The sequence below is a fragment of the Priestia sp. RMT2NF4 genome, assembly GCF_047872835.1.
Classification (GTDB): Bacteria; Bacillota; Bacilli; order Bacillales; family Bacillaceae_H; genus Priestia; species Priestia zanthoxyli.
The window spans coordinates 13,226-29,004 of the sequence record NZ_JBLQZO010000009.1 but is presented as its reverse complement, the minus strand read 5'-3'; the positions used below and the strand labels follow the sequence as shown (position 1 = coordinate 29,004).

The 15,779-nt window shown below is 35.0% G+C and carries 14 protein-coding genes; 8 read left to right on the top strand and 6 right to left on the bottom strand.

Annotated elements, in window-relative coordinates:
• Positions 1-107: 107 nt before the first annotated feature.
• The 5 genes from ACMX9J_RS24340 to hutP all read right to left on the bottom strand — a co-directional run bounded on the left by ACMX9J_RS24340 (position 108) and on the right by hutP (position 6,546).
• Positions 108-1,091: an agmatinase family protein gene (locus ACMX9J_RS24340; protein ID WP_416226293.1), complete on the bottom strand. Its 984-nt coding sequence runs from the start codon at positions 1,089-1,091 to the stop codon at positions 108-110.
• Positions 1,066-2,361, bottom strand: coding sequence for an imidazolonepropionase (hutI, locus tag ACMX9J_RS24335; protein ID WP_269872006.1), 1,296 nt, complete (start codon positions 2,359-2,361; stop codon positions 1,066-1,068). Before hutI ends, ACMX9J_RS24340 begins: the two co-directional genes overlap by 26 nt.
• Before the next feature lie 19 nt (positions 2,362-2,380).
• The gene (gene hutU / locus ACMX9J_RS24330) at positions 2,381-4,039 is read right to left on the bottom strand and encodes a urocanate hydratase (RefSeq protein ID WP_071277285.1); all 1,659 of its coding nucleotides are present in this window, start codon (positions 4,037-4,039) and stop codon (positions 2,381-2,383) included.
• A gap of 217 nt (positions 4,040-4,256) precedes the next feature.
• Entirely contained in the window at positions 4,257-5,768 is a 1,512-nt protein-coding gene (hutH, locus tag ACMX9J_RS24325) for a histidine ammonia-lyase (protein WP_416226292.1), read from the bottom strand.
• 313 nt (positions 5,769-6,081) lie between these two features.
• Complete coding sequence (gene hutP / locus ACMX9J_RS24320; RefSeq protein ID WP_028408945.1) at positions 6,082-6,546, bottom strand: hut operon transcriptional regulator HutP; 465 nt, start codon at positions 6,544-6,546, stop codon at positions 6,082-6,084.
• A gap of 637 nt (positions 6,547-7,183) precedes the next feature.
• On the opposite strand from hutP, the gene ACMX9J_RS24315 reads away from it, so the two are divergent.
• From ACMX9J_RS24315 to ACMX9J_RS24305, 3 genes are all read left to right on the top strand, one after another.
• Positions 7,184-8,617, top strand: coding sequence for an amino acid permease (locus ACMX9J_RS24315; protein WP_071277287.1), 1,434 nt, complete (start codon positions 7,184-7,186; stop codon positions 8,615-8,617).
• Positions 8,618-9,127: 510 nt separating this feature from the next.
• On the top strand, positions 9,128-9,580 hold the full coding sequence (locus ACMX9J_RS24310; protein ID WP_416226291.1) for a hypothetical protein: 453 nt from the start codon (positions 9,128-9,130) through the stop codon (positions 9,578-9,580).
• Between the two features lie 13 nt (positions 9,581-9,593).
• Positions 9,594-9,893, top strand: a complete 300-nt coding sequence (locus ACMX9J_RS24305) for a DUF2653 family protein (RefSeq protein ID WP_416226290.1) — start codon at positions 9,594-9,596, stop codon at positions 9,891-9,893.
• Positions 9,894-10,078: 185 nt separating this feature from the next.
• Here the strand turns inward: ACMX9J_RS24305 and ACMX9J_RS24300 are convergent, their stop codons facing one another.
• Positions 10,079-10,267: an IDEAL domain-containing protein gene (locus ACMX9J_RS24300; RefSeq protein ID WP_028410110.1), complete on the bottom strand. Its 189-nt coding sequence runs from the start codon at positions 10,265-10,267 to the stop codon at positions 10,079-10,081.
• A gap of 888 nt (positions 10,268-11,155) precedes the next feature.
• Here ACMX9J_RS24300 and ACMX9J_RS24295 point away from each other — a divergent pair.
• From ACMX9J_RS24295 to ACMX9J_RS24275, 5 genes are all read left to right on the top strand, one after another.
• Positions 11,156-11,731, top strand: a complete 576-nt coding sequence (locus ACMX9J_RS24295; RefSeq protein WP_416226289.1) for a TetR/AcrR family transcriptional regulator — start codon at positions 11,156-11,158, stop codon at positions 11,729-11,731.
• 111 nt (positions 11,732-11,842) lie between these two features.
• Entirely contained in the window at positions 11,843-12,691 is an 849-nt protein-coding gene (locus ACMX9J_RS24290) for an alpha/beta fold hydrolase (RefSeq protein ID WP_416226288.1), read from the top strand.
• Between the two features lie 133 nt (positions 12,692-12,824).
• Positions 12,825-13,571: an SDR family NAD(P)-dependent oxidoreductase gene (locus ACMX9J_RS24285; protein ID WP_252285425.1), complete on the top strand. Its 747-nt coding sequence runs from the start codon at positions 12,825-12,827 to the stop codon at positions 13,569-13,571.
• A gap of 64 nt (positions 13,572-13,635) precedes the next feature.
• A complete protein-coding gene (locus ACMX9J_RS24280) occupies positions 13,636-14,700 on the top strand; it encodes an alkene reductase (RefSeq protein ID WP_209151915.1) in 1,065 nt (354 codons plus the stop codon).
• A 66-nt stretch (positions 14,701-14,766) separates the two neighbouring features.
• Complete coding sequence (locus ACMX9J_RS24275; RefSeq protein WP_416226287.1) at positions 14,767-15,768, top strand: NADP-dependent oxidoreductase; 1,002 nt, start codon at positions 14,767-14,769, stop codon at positions 15,766-15,768.
• The last annotated feature ends 11 nt before the right edge of the window (positions 15,769-15,779 follow it).

Sequence of the window (15,779 nt, the reverse complement as noted above, 5' to 3'; positions counted from 1 at the left end):
ATTATTTCCCTCCTCTCTCATATGATCACTCTTCTTACTGAGATAGAAAGTTTCATAATAAATGTCTAGAAATTTGGCACTTTCAAAAGAATAAGGAGGTCAATATTTTATTTCCTACTTGCAAAGCCTGTTAAAAAGTTTAAGAATACATGAACTCCTGCTTTAATAGTAATTCCTGATTTATCACGTAAGGGATCTAAACATACAATATCCATCGCTTGGACTAATAGGTGTGAACCAGCAATATATATTGCTTCGAACAATTCATCAGTTCTCATTCCTCCTGTAGTTCCTGCTGGTACACCAGGGGCATAAGCGATATCAAGAACATCCATATCTACTGTAAGATAAATGGCATCCACTTTCTTAGCTAAATCGTCTAAGGCTTTTTCAACTGTATTAGAGATTCCTGTTTTTCTAGCTTGAAGTAAGGTCACGTAATTAACCTTGTGGGTATCTGCATACTCTTTGAGAGATTTAGAGTTATAAAATCCATGCAGACCAATATTCCAAACGTTTTTGCCTTCAACCGTACCACTCTCAATTAGGTTTCGAATGGGTGTTCCATTTGATGGTCCGTTATCTTCTAAACTGCGTAAATCGAAATGTGTATCGAATTGAAGAATCCCTATACGTTGTTCTGGATGCGACTCTTTCCAGCCTTTTACTAACATAGCCGTAATCGAATGATCTCCCCCTAACATGATAGGCAGTGTATGGGGGTGATATTTCCGCATTGAAATCATCGCTTCTTTAATATACTGATGAGAAAGTGAAATATCTGTTACATGCTGTTTGACATCGCCTAAATCTAAAACCGATAAGGAGGTCAAATCCGTATCATATTCAATGTGATACGGATTAAACGATTTCCATAGTTGCCTCATGGCAAGGGGTGTTTCACTGGCCCCTGAGGCACTAATAGAAGATCTCGAAAGAGGGACTCCCAAGACGGTTACATCTATAGCTTGAAAATCCATTTCATCTTGCACTTCAAAAGTCTCGATCCAATCACTTACCTTAGGTTCAGTTGAACGCTGTCTTTCCCAATGAAAAGAGGGACGATTAAGTTGTGGGTACGGGTACGTCACGTAAAACCCCACCTTCCACAATCACTTGTCCTTTTTTAATCACAGTATCTACAAGGTTCACTGCATAGTTATATTGCAACGTTTGATAATTCGGTGCATCAAATAAAACAAGATCCCCTTTCTTTCCTACTTCAATACTCCCAACTTCATCAGCTCTTCCAATGGCATGAGCTGCATTAATTGTACATGCTGTTAGGACTTCCGCCGGCGTCATCTTCATCGTAAGACATGCTAGATTCATAATAAAAGGTAATGATTCAGTAGGTGATGATCCTGGATTACGATCAGTTGAAAGGGCAACCGGAACTCCAGCTTCAATCATCTTTCTTGCATTCGCAGGCTTCTCCATTAAAAAGAACGCTGTACCTGGCAACAAGACTGCAATAACACCACTTTTAGCCATTTGTTTAATACCTTCATCGGATGCCTGTAATAAATGGTCGGCTGAAACAGCCCCTACTTTTGCTGCAAGTTCTGCACCGCCAAATTGAACAATTTCATCTGCATGTATTTTTGGCTTTAATCCATAGACTTTTCCTGCCTCAAGAATTTGCTCCGACTGTTCAACTGTAAAGACTCCTTCTTCACAAAAAACATCGCAAAACTCAGCTAAATTTTCTTCTGCAACTCTTGGAATCATTTCCTCTATTACTAAACGAACAAATTCGTCTGGGTTTTCTTTATATTCAACTGGAACAGCATGCGCTCCCATGAAGGTAGAAACTAAATCAACAGGGTGTTTTTCGTTTAGCTTTTTTGCTGCTCGTAGCTGTTTCAATTCATCTTCCAGTGTCAAACCATATCCACTTTTCGCTTCAACCGTCGTAACTCCATATTGTAGAAAACGATTCAGGCGTTTAGAGGTTTCTTGGATCAGTTGTTCTTCTGTAGCTTCTCTTGTACTTGTTGTTGTTTGGAGAATTCCTCCGCCTGCTTTTAGGATATCAATGTATTTAGCTCCTTTTAATCGCATCTCTAGTTCCTTTTCACGACTTCCCCCAAACACAATGTGAGTATGAGCATCAATTAGACCTGGAGTAACAATCTTTCCTGAAGCATCAATCGTATTTATATGTCCATTCAAAGTATGAACATAGCGTTCTGCTTCAACATCTGATCCAACAAATGTAATCAACCCATTTTCTACTACAACACTGCCATGTTCGATAACACCGATATCGGACATATCTTGAGCGCGTTTTGGTTCTTTAGTTCCGCCTCTAACTGTAATCAGTTGTGAGGCACATTTAATATACGTAATACATGACATAATGCTCACTCCCTTTCTTTTAGTCTAATGTTGGAATGTTCATGCCCTTTTCTTTGGCAGTTTGAATGGCTAATTCATAGCCTGCATCTAAATGACGAACTACGCCCATACCAGGATCTGTTGTTAATACGCGTTCAAGACGTTTAGCCGCATCTTTCGTACCGTCTGCTACTACGACCATACCTGCGTGAAGAGAATATCCCATGCCTACGCCACCACCATGGTGAACAGATACCCAACTTGCCCCTGCTGCTGTGTTAACTAGTGCATTTAAAATAGGCCAATCTGCTACAGCATCACTGCCGTCTCTCATCGCTTCTGTTTCGCGGTTTGGTGAAGCAACAGATCCCGCGTCTAAATGATCTCTACCAATAACAATAGGTGCTGAAAGTTCTCCAGATGCAACCATTTCATTAATAATTTTTCCAAATCGTGCACGTTCTCCATATCCTAACCAACAGATACGTGCCGGTAATCCTTGAAATTCAATTTTTTCTCTCGCCATTTTAATCCAGTTACAAAGATGGGTATTATATGAGAATTCACGTAAAATAACTTCGTCTGTTTTGTAAATATCTTCTGGATCACCTGATAAAGCTACCCAACGGAAAGGTCCTTTTCCTTCACAGAATTGAGGACGGATATAAGCAGGTACAAAACCTGGAAAGTTGAACGCGTCTTTTACGCCTTCATCTAACGCTACTTGACGAATATTATTTCCGTAGTCGAAAGCAATGGCTCCTTCTTTCTGCATATCTAACATAGCCTGAACATGAACAGCCATACTTGCCTTAGATTTTCTTACATATTCTTCAGGATTTTCAGTACGTAATACTTCCCCTTGCTCTAAGGTAAAGCCTACTGGAAGATATCCATTTAATGGATCATGTGCGGATGTCTGGTCCGTTACAATATCTGGAATAAATCCACGTTTAATCATTTGAGGAAGCACTTCAGCTGCGTTTCCAACCAAACCAATTGAGAGCGCTTTTCCTGAGTCTTTTGCTTCTTGTGCTAAAGCAATGGCATCATCTAGGCTTTCTAACACAACGTCACAATAGCGTGTTTCAATTCGTTTTTCAATACGTGTTCGGTCAACATCAATTCCAATGACTACGCCTCCTGCCATTGTAACGGCTAATGGCTGAGCCCCTCCCATGCCTCCTAATCCAGCTGTTACGGTAATGGTACCTTCGAGACTACCATTAAAATGTTGTTTCGCACATTCAGCAAATGTTTCATACGTACCTTGTACAATTCCTTGACTCCCAATATAAATCCAGCTACCGGCTGTCATTTGCCCATACATCATTAATCCTTTTTTATCGAGTTCATGGAATTTTTCCCAATTTGCAAAGGCCGGAACAATATTGGAGTTAGCTAAGAGTACACGTGGTGCGTCTTTATGAGTTTTAAAAACAGCTACTGGTTTTCCAGACTGTACTAATAGTGTTTCATCCTCTTCTAGATCTTTTAAAGTGGCTACGATACGATCGAATGCATCCCAATTTCGAGCTGCCTTTCCTATTCCCCCGTATACAACTAATTTCTCAGGATGTTCTGCCACTTCTGGATCTAAATTGTTCATTAACATACGAAGAACGGCCTCTTGTACCCAACCTTTTGTATTTAATTCTTTTCCATGAGGCGCCTTAATTACTTTTTGTTCAGTAGTCATATTTCTTCCCCCTGTAAATAAATTTAAATGATTTTAAACTGTTTTTTAAAATTTGTTCTTATAGCTAATTACTTATAATCTGGCCATATTTCATACTGGTTTACTTTACGCAGGAAATCTCATAAATCTTTATAATTGAGAAAAAGAAAGATTGATACCCTAATATTTTAATAAGTTTATGCTAGAGTTTTATAATCAAAACAACTTCACACGTTCATTAACGTACCATTTCGTAATTAACTTCTTTTACAACTCCTTTTAAATCAGCAGCCAATTTTTCAATATCACGTGAGAAGATTCGATCTTTTGTAATTGTTGGAACAGATTTTCTAATTCTCGAATAAAGTTTCGTTGTTTCTGGAGCTAACTTACTTACACCTCTAATATCAGCAGCCTGAGCAGCACAGATAGCTTCGATGGCAAGAACCCTTCTACTATTTTGAATAATTTGATAAGCATGGCGAGCAGCAGTTGTTCCCATACTCACATGATCTTCTTGATTGGCAGAAGATGGAATAGAGTCTACACTAGAAGGATGAGCTAATGTCTTATTTTCCGAAACTAATGAAGCAGCAGCATATTGAGTAATCATTAAGCCTGATTGAAGACCAGGGTCCGGACTTAAAAATGCCGGTAAATCACTTAGTTGGGGATTCACCAATCGTTCGATACGTCTTTCAGAAATATTTCCTACTTCAGACATTGCAATTCCAAGAAAGTCCATCGCAAAAGCGATAGGTTGTCCATGAAAGTTTCCACCGGAAATAACATTTCCACTGTCCGAGAAGATTAGTGGATTATCTGTTGCTGAGTTTATCTCAATCGATAGTTTCTCTTTTACATAATTTAAAACTTGTTGAATAGCACCATGTACTTGTGGGATGCATCGTAATGAATACGCATCTTGAACTCGAATTTGTCCTTGAGTAGTGGTTAGTTGACTACCGTCAAGGTAAGAAAGAATTCGTTCAGCTACTTGTTTCTGTTCAGGGTAAGGTCTTACAGAATGAGATTCTGGTGTGAAAGCGTCAACAATCCCTTGTAAACCTTCTAATGTTAGGGAAGCAATTCCATCTGAAAGGTCAGCTAACTTTTGAGCCTCCATATAAGCAACCACACCTACAGCAGTCATAGCTTGGGTTCCATTGATTAAAGCAAGCCCTTCCTTAGCTTGCAGTTTGATTGGTTGAAGGCCTGCTAATGTCAATGCTTCTGCACCTGACATTTGTTCACCATTAAAGACTGCTTCTCCTTCTCCAACTAATAATAGGGCTAAGTGCGATAGAGGAGCTAGGTCACCACTTGCTCCTAGCGATCCTTGACTAGGAATAACTGGAACGATATTTTGATTTAAACAATCTATTAATAACTGCAGTGTTTCTAGGCGAATTCCTGAATAGCCTTTCGCTAATGCATTAGCTCTTAGAAGTAACATAACCTGGCTTACTTCTATAGGAAATGGCTCCCCAAGCCCACAAGCATGGCTTCGAATTAAATTGATTTGTAAGTCAGCTAAATCATCCTTTGAAATAACTGTGTCACTGAATTTCCCAAATCCTGTGTTCACACCGTAAATTACCTTGTTATTGGTAATGCTATCCTCCACTAAAGCTCTACTTCTTTTGATATTTTCTAGCGCGTGGTCACTAATTTTAACAGAATAACCTTCATAAATAACTTGCTGAATTTGTTCATACGTTAATGAGTTACCGTCTATTTGAACAAACATTCTAATCACTCCTTTTTAAATTAAAAAGTCTTATTGTTTTTTGAACATAAAAAGGGGCTATATCAAAAAAGAAATAAATCTTTTTTGATATAGCCCCCTATAAACTAAACTGAATAAACTATGGGCTTTAAATACAATTTTAAATATCTAAAACAAACATAACTAACAATGCTAAATGAATCTATACTTTAAGGTCTGAAGCTTAAAGCAACTAATGTATCTGAAACTAGTATCTCTTTATCTGAATACTTTGTCAATTACTTTTTGAAAAATTTAAAATTATTTATTTAAACTACTTTTGAATAGATTTTTTTTAGATATGGTTAAACCCAAAACCTAATGCATCATGTTCAAACCCTTTTTTTGGGGCGCCTATAGTTCCATAGACACATACACTAATCCATTCTCCACCATATCCAGAGGAGTCAATATTTCCTCTGACAATTGAAAAAGTTAAACCAACTGTACGTAAAATATCTCCTAACTGTAAAGTCCCCCTACTTACTCCCTGAATTGCTTCCAATATGGCATGATAAAGAGCATGGACTTCTCTATACGAATTAGCATTTATAATATGGTTATTTTTAGCACTTGTTTCAACAGCAGCAACTACTTTTGATAGCTCCATAGCTCCAACTTTTCCAACTGTATAGTTATAACCCCTTGAGTCCAGCTCTTGTTCAACTTCTTTCACCAGTTCAGTATTATGCAAGAGAACCAATAAAGAAGTTAACTTACCCATTGAAAAATTATTCTTTTGTTTAACCTGATTGCTCATAAGATGTTCCCCCTTTGTGCTTCCCTTACTACTAGATTAGTATATACTGAAGGGTATATTAGGTGTCAACCTAGCTTTTGGTAGCGCATACATTTCTGCGTTGACAACTATTTATTCGGTAGATATACTGAATATAATTCTGAAAATTCTAGATAATATAGCCTTTAGTGGATGAATTAAATTTTAGTTAATGGAGGATCTTAACAAAAAGATGGAAATATAAAAATCAGGTATGATGTTATTTTTTAGAATAGGGTTTTCTCCAAGAGAGTAGATCAGATACCTATTAAACTTAAAAGTATTACTTATATAAGTTTATTTAGGTGTAGTTAAGTAAATAAGACAAGACTCCAATTTAGTTATTAGTTTATAGAATGGAACTTGGCAAAAAGGAAATTATTATTTTTGCGAAGTTTTTTTGTATTGGAAAGACTTATAGTAACTTGGAAAGGAAAGCTAGATTATATTTTTTTGAGATTTTAATAGCTATTTTAAAAATCATAAAAAAACTATATTCATTCAAAACATATTTTAAATTATCTCCGACCGATCTGCTCATTTAAATTTTTAGTTTAAAGGAGAACCCTGCTTATAACATAAAAATAATTAAATCATACTATTAGGAAGAGGGTTATACATGCATAGTAAAAAAACAGAAGTATCCAATGAGCTTCAAAGAAATATGAAAAGCAGACATTTATTTATGATTTCAATCGGTGGAGTAATTGGAACAGGCCTTTTTCTAAATTCGGGTCATATTATCAATGAAGCTGGTCCTGGTGGGGCTATATTAGCTTACCTCGTTGTGGGTTTCTTAATGTACTTAGTTATGCTTTGTCTTGGTGAATTGACCGTATCTATGCCGGTGACAGGGTCATTTCAAGCCTACGCAACAAAATATATAGGACCTGGAACAGGTTTTACTGTGGGGTGGATGTACTGGTTAAATTGGGCAGTTACGGTAAGTGTTGAATTCACAGCATCTGGATTATTAATGCAGCGCTGGTTTCCTGATATTCCTGTTTGGGTTTGGTGTGCTATCTTTGGAACTTCTTTGTTTATCATTAACTCTCTGTCTACTCGCAGTTTTGCAGAAACAGAATTTTGGTTTTCAAGTATTAAAATCGTAACCATTTTATTATTTATTATAATTGGGGCAGGTATAATTTTTGGATTTCTTGATACTCATGGGACAAAAAATCCAGTTCAAAGTGTTTCTACCATAATGAATAATGGAGGACTTTTTCCAAATGGATTTAGTAGTGTTTTCTTTGCCATGATTGGAGTTGTTTTTTCTTTTCAGGGAACCGAATTGATTGGTATTGCAGCTGGAGAATCTGAAAATCCACATAGGGAAATCCCTAGAGCTATTAAAAATACAGTTTGGCGAACAGTATTTTTTTATGTAATTTCCATGCTTATCCTTGTTAGTTTAGTCTCCTGGAAAAAAGCAGGATCAGTGGATAGCCCATTTGTCTATGTTTTCGACAATGTTGGGATACCGTATGCAGCAGATGTGATGAATTTTGTTATTCTCACTGCGGTTTTATCGGTTGCGAATTCAGGGTTATATGCATCCACACGAATGCTATGGGCTATGAGCCGCGAAGGATTTGCTGGGAAATCTTTTTCAAAATTAAGCCAAAAGGGAGTGCCATTACGTGCATTAAGTGTAACTTTTTTAGTAGCTTGTCTATCCCTTTTAACAAGTTTCATTGCTGCAAATACTGTTTTTCTAATTTTAGTATCGATTGCTGGCCTAGCTGGCATCACTGTTTGGATGTTAACTGCCTTATCTCAATTAAATTTCCGTAAAGCTTATATTGCGGAAGGAAATGATATTAATCAATTAAACTTTCGTACACCTCTGTATCCTATTGTTCCAATTACCTGCTTTGTACTCTGTTTAGTAGTCATTGTTAGTATGGCTTTTGTTGATTCCCTCAGGGCTGCTTTATATTGCGGTATCCCATTTGCAATTGGGTGCTATGCCTACTATTACTTACGTATTCATAAGAAAATAGATAAGGAAGAAGATACAATAATATTAAAGAGAAGTTCTGGGGAATAGACCTAGTGGGAATTACATTCTTCCTTTAATTAATGAATCATTGAGTAAATCACTATGTTTTCGTTACCTCTCTTTGATTTTTCAGCAGATTTTATCCTTGGATAAGATCTGCTTTTTAATTACACTCACAGACATTATACACGAATTAATCCATCAACCCTTTTTATAAAACATGTGATTAGACTCTGCCATCTGAAAATGGGTTACCTCTATATTTTTCAAAAGACCTTTATCATACTCTACATTTATTTTTCTCTCTTTTCTAATTCTTATAAATTATATCACCGTCTTTTATGTTAATTTCACATATCAATTAGATATTGAAACTCCTTATGCTTTTTCTAATCATGATAATCACTCTAAAATTCATCTTAAAATTACATTAAAAATAGATGAAAATAGTAGAAATTTATAAATTTAGTGGTATAGTAACAGCTACATAAGCTCTCGAAGAAAGAAACTTTATTATAAATTAGCTATATTAGATTAATAAAGACAGGAGTAATTGTAATGAAAAAATTGACCTTAATATTTGTATTAATATTTGCAATAGCTTTACCAAATGTTGCTCAGGCAAAAGGATTTAGTGGTCATAGTTCTTTCAGTCACAGTTCTTCGTTTAGTTCTCATTCAGGTAGGGACACATATTCAAGTGGCACTTATCATTCTGGATATAAGTCTCCGTCAAGCAACGTTACAAGAACACCATCATATACTAGGTCTCACACGACATATAACCAGACCTCGCCTTCACGAGCAAAAAGTATACTGACTCATGCTGCAGCTTTTGGAACAGGTGCGTTTTTAGGGCATATGCTTCATCCATTTGGTGGGAATTATAACGGTTCATATGGAAATAATCCTTCAAATGGATTTTCCTTTTTAGGAATTCTTGTAGATATACTTGTGATTCTAGTCATCATTTGGGTAGTTAAAAACATCTTTACAAGAAGAAGATATTAAGGAGAAATTTAGAATGGAAGTCCTATTTAACGAACAAGATATTGTGGATAGCGTTTGTATTTATATTGCTCTAAAAGAAAGAATTGAACCTGAACAGGTAGAAGTAGATTTGGAGCTTCATCCTTCCCGTGGGATTACTGCTTCTACCTTAGCATTAGGACGTACAGCGCGATTGTATGAACAAGACGTCATTGATGCTGTTGCAATATATTTACAGGACTATCACCAATTCGTCGCGAATCATCTACAAGTTAATTTATCTTTTTCAGAAAAGGATGGATTTACTGCATCTATTCAAGTATTAAGCAATTAGTAATTAATTTTTGACATGAGACTTCCGAGTATTTTCGTACTGGAACCAATAAGTTCTCTCATTATAAATTTAATTTATTATAAAAAGATATATATAAATGTGAAATAAAAAGAAGCCTCAGTCTTTAAAAAAGAAGGCTTCTTTTTAATGAATTTCTTCTATATTACATCATTACATCGTTTTTATTAAGATACAGATTTAAGTTCTTCTGTTAAACGTAAAAAAGCTTGTTTATCCTTATTCTTTAAAGACTGGTCTATTTCCTTAAGGATCTTACTTCTTTTGAAGTCGTTCATCGTTTGATCCAAAAACAATTCAGCCAGCATTTCATCACGTAAACTTGGATCATTTTCGTTCAGCACATTATTTTCCATTAAAAATCAACCCCTTTATCTTTTCTCCTCCTTAAACATTATTCTCCTTTTTGACGTTGTTTATACGAGATTGATAGATAAAGTGAAATAATTAATATATTTACTCCATGTATTGATGACCTTCTTGTTATTTCATACTTATAAACCCTAAAGGGAGCACAAAAACTGTTTTATTTATTTGTTGAAGGAGATCTACAAACTAACTTTTAAGAATATAGGTTCTAACAGTCATGTTTAACAACGGCAAACCGTTAGCTTAATCTATTTTCCTATCAGAAACGTTCGTAAAAGTGTATAGTTTTTAAAAGACGTTCATCATTTATTTTCAAACTTACTTGAACAATGGAAGCGATAGATTTTATATCTAAAACAAAAGTCCGTAAACGTATACTTTTACGGACGATGTATTTGATTCTGTTTCAAAACGTTAAAGGAATAAAGTCAAGGTTTTCCTTTTAATTCTTCTTGTCTTAATTTTTCTCTTCTTCTTTCAGGTTCTTATACAACTAAAGGGGCGGTTTGATTGAGTAAGGGCTCAGATGATTTTTTCTACTTGCTGTTTCTTGTTTATTTGGTCTGAGTGCATCTGTAGAAGATTTTGATCCATTAATTGAAACAGTGGAAGAAAACAATCCTGAAGAAACTAAACGAATAGAAGAAATGTTTAGTGGTAACACTAAGTGAAAGTTAATGGATAACATAGTGATATGTAGCAGACTTTTTGGAAATTATTGGTTAATTATAATTCTTTACTAATCGTTCTAAAAAAGGTATTATTTAATCATGGTTTGAAATTCATGTGTTTATTTTAGAACGTTCATTCTATAATAGATTATGACGTTTGTTTTTGTTAGTATTGGTTCATGGATTTTTTAAAGGAGAAATAAAATGGCTAGAAGTAAAGAGTTTGACGAAAAAGCAGTATTAAGAAAAGCAATGGAGCTTTTCTGGGAACAGGGTTATGAAAAAACATCCATGCAAGATTTGGTGGATCATATGGGGATACACCGCAGGAGTATATATGACACATTTGGTGACAAGCGTTCATTGTTTTTAGCTTCCCTTAATCACTATGAAGAGCTCATCGTCAAGGAGATGGAAAGCATAATTAGCAGCACTTCATCCACTAAACAGGCGATACGTGATGTTTTTATTTTCATACTGAATGCCATTGAACAATACCCAAAAGGTTGTCTATCAGTAAATGCAGCCGTTGAATTATCTTTGTTGGACAAAGAAATTGGATGCATAGTTACAAAAATGTTTAACCGTACTGAAGATATGTTTAATAACCTAATAAAACGGGGCCAAGCTAGTGGAGAATTATCAAAAGAAATCGATTCTGATAACACATCTCGTTTCTTACACAACAACTTGGTAGGTATAAGAGTACTAATAAAAACTAATTACAATAAAAAAGAATTAGAAGGCATTATTGCTCTAGCACTTGCGGTGTTAGACTAGCTTTCTTTTTTTATCTTTTTTAGAACGTTCATTCTAAAATAAATGTAAAACAAACCATCATAATGCATACTTATAAAACCGTATTTTTAATTTCTAAGGAGGAACACAAAAATGACAAACTTTAAAATACCAACAGAATCAGAATTTATTGAAGCAGGTGGAACTCGTTACGCATACAGAAAATTTGGTACACAAGATGGTATACCAGTAGTATTTCTTGTTCACTTTAGAGGAACGATGGAAAACTGGGATCCAAATATGATTGAACCAATTGCAAATACACGCCCAGTAATCTTATTTGACAATAAAGGGGTTGGTGAGACCGATGGGCAAACACCTACTACGATAGCTGAAATGGCACAGGATGCAGGAACATTTATTAAAGCACTAGGATTAACTCAAGTCGACATTCTTGGTTTTTCCATTGGTGGCATGGTTGCACAAGAGCTAGCTTTACAAGAAGGTAATTTAGTAAGAAAAATTATTTTGGCAGGTACTTCTCCTAAATCTGGTATTAATCCAAATCCAGAGATTTTTGAAAGAATGAATCGTCACGGTGGAACAGAAGAAGATGGAATAAATGATTTTATGTTCTTTTTCTACGAAAAAACCGAAACAAGTAAATCTGCAGGAATGGCTTCACTACAAAGAATTTTTAAACAGAAAAAAATAAACAGTTCAGAACAAGTAAAAGAGGCACAATTACAAGCCATTGCAAAATGGGCTGAACAAAAATCTGATCATGATTATGAATGGTTACAAAACATCAAACATCCTGTACTTGTAACGAATGGTATTAATGATGTTATGGTTCCGACCAAAAATAGTTATATACTAACTGAACACTTACCAAAAGCACAACTCATTATCTATCCTGATTCTGGTCACGGACACCTATTTCAATTTCCTGAATTATTCGCCGAAAATGTTAACTCATTCCTGAGTTCAACATCTTTATAAAAATAATATAACGATTAATAAGAGAAGTTATATGAGCAAATTATAAGAACCATTTTAAAACATGGATAAAAACAACAGATTACACTAAGAAAATAAGTTTTATTATTAAATAAAAAAATGGAGATGTAAGAGTATGAAATATACGGTTATTACTGGTGCAAGTTCAGGTATAGGGTACGAATCAGCACTTGCTTTTGCAAAAAAAGGGAAAAATCTTATTTTAGTTGCTAGAAGAAAAGACAGATTAGAAAGTCTAAAATCTTTAATAAACGAATTATATAAAGATTTAGATGTGGTGCTAACAGTAAGCGACTTATCTAATCCAAAACAAGCTTACGATTTGTATAATAGCTTAAAGTCCTATGAGATTGAAACATGGATTAATAATGCTGGTTTAGGTGACTCTTCACAAGTAATTCAAGAAAATTTGGATAAAATAGAAAATATGTTAAAAGTTAATATTGAATCGTTAACTATCTTATCTACTTTGTATGCTAAAGATTATGCTGACTATGAGGGAGCTCAATTAATTAATGTTTCCTCTGCAATGGGTTATATGGTTGCTTTAGGGAGTGTTGTTTATTCAGCTACCAAGTATTATGTTAGTGCGTTTACTGAAGGGCTAGCTAATGAATTGATAAATAATAAAATTAGTGTGAAAGTTTTAGCTCCAGCAGTAACAGAAACAGAATTTATTAATAAATCTCTTAATGTGACAGAATTTGATTACAAAGCAGGGGTAAGTAACTACCATAGTGCTAAAGAAATGGCAGAATTTATGATAACCTTGTACGAAAGTGATAAAGTCATTGGAATTGTTAATGAAAAATATGAATTTAATTTGCTTGATGGTATTTACCCTATACTAAGAGGATTATAATTTTTTATATTATAATTAGAATAATCATTCTAATATACATTATTTATTACTATGGAGGACTAGTATGAATAAATTATTTGATCAATATCAACTAAAAGGATTGAAATTAAAGAATAGACTGGTAATGGCTCCAATGACTAGAAGTCGCGCTACGGAGAATGGGGTACCTGGAGAATTAACTCCAAAATATTATTCACAACGTGCTTCCATGGGATTATTGATTAGTGAAGGTGTATTTCCTTCTCCAGAAGGGCAAGGGTATATGAATACTCCTGGAATTAGCACAAAAGAACAAGTCGATGGATGGAAAAAGGTAATAGATGCTGTTCACGATGCAAATGGACGAATTTTTCTTCAGTTAATGCATGTTGGAAGGATATCTCATCCTGATAATTTACCAACTCATTATCAAGCAGTAGCACCTTCTGCAATTGCACCAGGTGAAGATATCTTTACTGCTACAGGGATGCAAGAGGTACCAGAGCCAAGGGAGTTAACAGAAATAGAAATTATGGAAACAATCAATGCCTTTAGAAAAGCTGCATTAAATGCTATCGAAGCTGGTGCGGATGGAGTTGAAATTCACGGAGCTAATGGATATTTGATTCACCAATTCTTAGGTGAAAATTCCAATGTTCGTTCAGATGAATTTGGTGGATCCATAAAAAAACGTGCCAGATTCGCAATAGAAGTGGCAAAAGCAGTAGTTGATGAGATTGGTGCTGATAAAACAGGATTTAGAATTTCGCCGATGAATCTTCTTGGTGGAGTAAACGAAGGACAACAAGGAGAAGAATTATATCGATATTTAGTAGGGGAGTTAAATAAACTAAATTTGGCTTACCTCCATATTATGCACGTTAATAGAGAACATTTATTAAAAGACATTAGAGGAATATGGGGAAATACTTTAATTGTTAATAGACCATCAAGACCAGTAGATCAAATTAGCTTGGACATTGATAATGGTTTAGCTGATTTATCCTCAGTAGGAGTGTTAGCATTAGCTAATCCTGATTTAGTAGAAAAACTAAAAAACAATATGCCATTAAATGATCCAAATCCACAAACATTTTATATTAATAAGGGTGAAGAAGGGTACACAGACTATCCTACAATGAATGAATGAAATAATAAAAATTGAAACCATCAATGTAAGAGTTGGTGGTTTCTTTTTAAAAAGGAGAGGAAGAGTATGAAAGCTGCTCAAATACAAAAATACTCAAAAAAAATTGAAGCACAAGTCGTTGATATTCCTATACCGAGTATTAAAGATAACGAAGTATTAGTAAAGGTAAAAGTTGCTGCCATAAATCCACTTGAAATATTAAATATTACAGGAAGCGTAAAACTAATTCAAGATTATGAAATGCCTCTTACATTAGGAAATGAACTAACTGGAATAGTTGAAAAAGTTGGTGAAAATGTACATGAATTCAAGGTAGGAGATTCTATTTATACGAGACTCCCTATCGAGAAGATTGGAGCATTTGCAGAGTATGTTGCAGTTGATGCAGCAGCCATCTGGCATTTGCCGAAAAATTTAGATTATGTCACTGGAGCTGCTGCACCTCTAACTGGTTTGACGGCATTTCAAGGGTTAACAGAAGAGTTAGAAGCGAAAAAAGATCAAACAGTGTTCATTCCAGGAGGATCCGGAAGCTTTGGCCAAATGGCTGTTCCAATTGCTAAAGAAATGGGATTGAAGGTCATTGTTTCTGGGAGTCCTTCTGCTAAAGAGAGGACGTTGAATGCTGGTGCGGATCAATATATCGATTACACGAAGGAAAATTATTGGGAAATACTAGACAAAGTTGATTTTGTTATTGATACACTCGGTGCAGATGAATTTGACAGAGAATTGTCCATTATCAAATCAGGTGGTCGCTTACTAAGTCTTCGTACAGGACCAAATAAGCAGTTTGCAATAGATCGAGGTTTTCCCAAATGGAAACAAATCCTTTTTGGACTAGTTGGTGCTAAATTTGATAGGAAAGCAAAAAAACAGGCTGTTCAATATCGATTTCTTTTCGTAAGAGCTGATGGAAAGCAGTTAGAAAAAATTACGAACATTATTGAAGAAAACAATATTGTTCCAGCTATCGATCCTACTAATTTTACAATTGATAACATTAACGAAGCACTAAACTTAGTTGCAAATGGTCATCCAAAAGGAAAAGTGGTTATTAAATTTTGAAGGTAAGTAGG

Bases quoted from the DNA above. Each gene is read 5' to 3' on its own strand.
- ACMX9J_RS24295 (WP_416226289.1), top strand. From the start codon at position 11,156: ATGGCTAGAAGTAAAGAGTTTGACGAAAAAGCAGTATTAAGAAAAGCA.
- hutI (WP_269872006.1), bottom strand. From the start codon at position 2,361: ATGTCATGTATTACGTATATTAAATGTGCCTCACAACTGATTACAGTT.
- hutU (WP_071277285.1), bottom strand. From the start codon at position 4,039: ATGACTACTGAACAAAAAGTAATTAAGGCGCCTCATGGAAAAGAATTA.
- ACMX9J_RS24280 (WP_209151915.1), top strand. From the start codon at position 13,636: ATGAATAAATTATTTGATCAATATCAACTAAAAGGATTGAAATTAAAG.
- ACMX9J_RS24305 (WP_416226290.1), top strand. From the start codon at position 9,594: ATGGAAGTCCTATTTAACGAACAAGATATTGTGGATAGCGTTTGTATT.
- hutP (WP_028408945.1), bottom strand. From the start codon at position 6,546: ATGAGCAATCAGGTTAAACAAAAGAATAATTTTTCAATGGGTAAGTTA.
- ACMX9J_RS24290 (WP_416226288.1), top strand. From the start codon at position 11,843: ATGACAAACTTTAAAATACCAACAGAATCAGAATTTATTGAAGCAGGT.
- ACMX9J_RS24275 (WP_416226287.1), top strand. From the start codon at position 14,767: ATGAAAGCTGCTCAAATACAAAAATACTCAAAAAAAATTGAAGCACAA.
- hutH (WP_416226292.1), bottom strand. From the start codon at position 5,768: ATGTTTGTTCAAATAGACGGTAACTCATTAACGTATGAACAAATTCAG.
- ACMX9J_RS24300 (WP_028410110.1), bottom strand. From the start codon at position 10,267: ATGGAAAATAATGTGCTGAACGAAAATGATCCAAGTTTACGTGATGAA.
- ACMX9J_RS24310 (WP_416226291.1), top strand. From the start codon at position 9,128: ATGAAAAAATTGACCTTAATATTTGTATTAATATTTGCAATAGCTTTA.
- ACMX9J_RS24285 (WP_252285425.1), top strand. From the start codon at position 12,825: ATGAAATATACGGTTATTACTGGTGCAAGTTCAGGTATAGGGTACGAA.
- ACMX9J_RS24315 (WP_071277287.1), top strand. From the start codon at position 7,184: ATGCATAGTAAAAAAACAGAAGTATCCAATGAGCTTCAAAGAAATATG.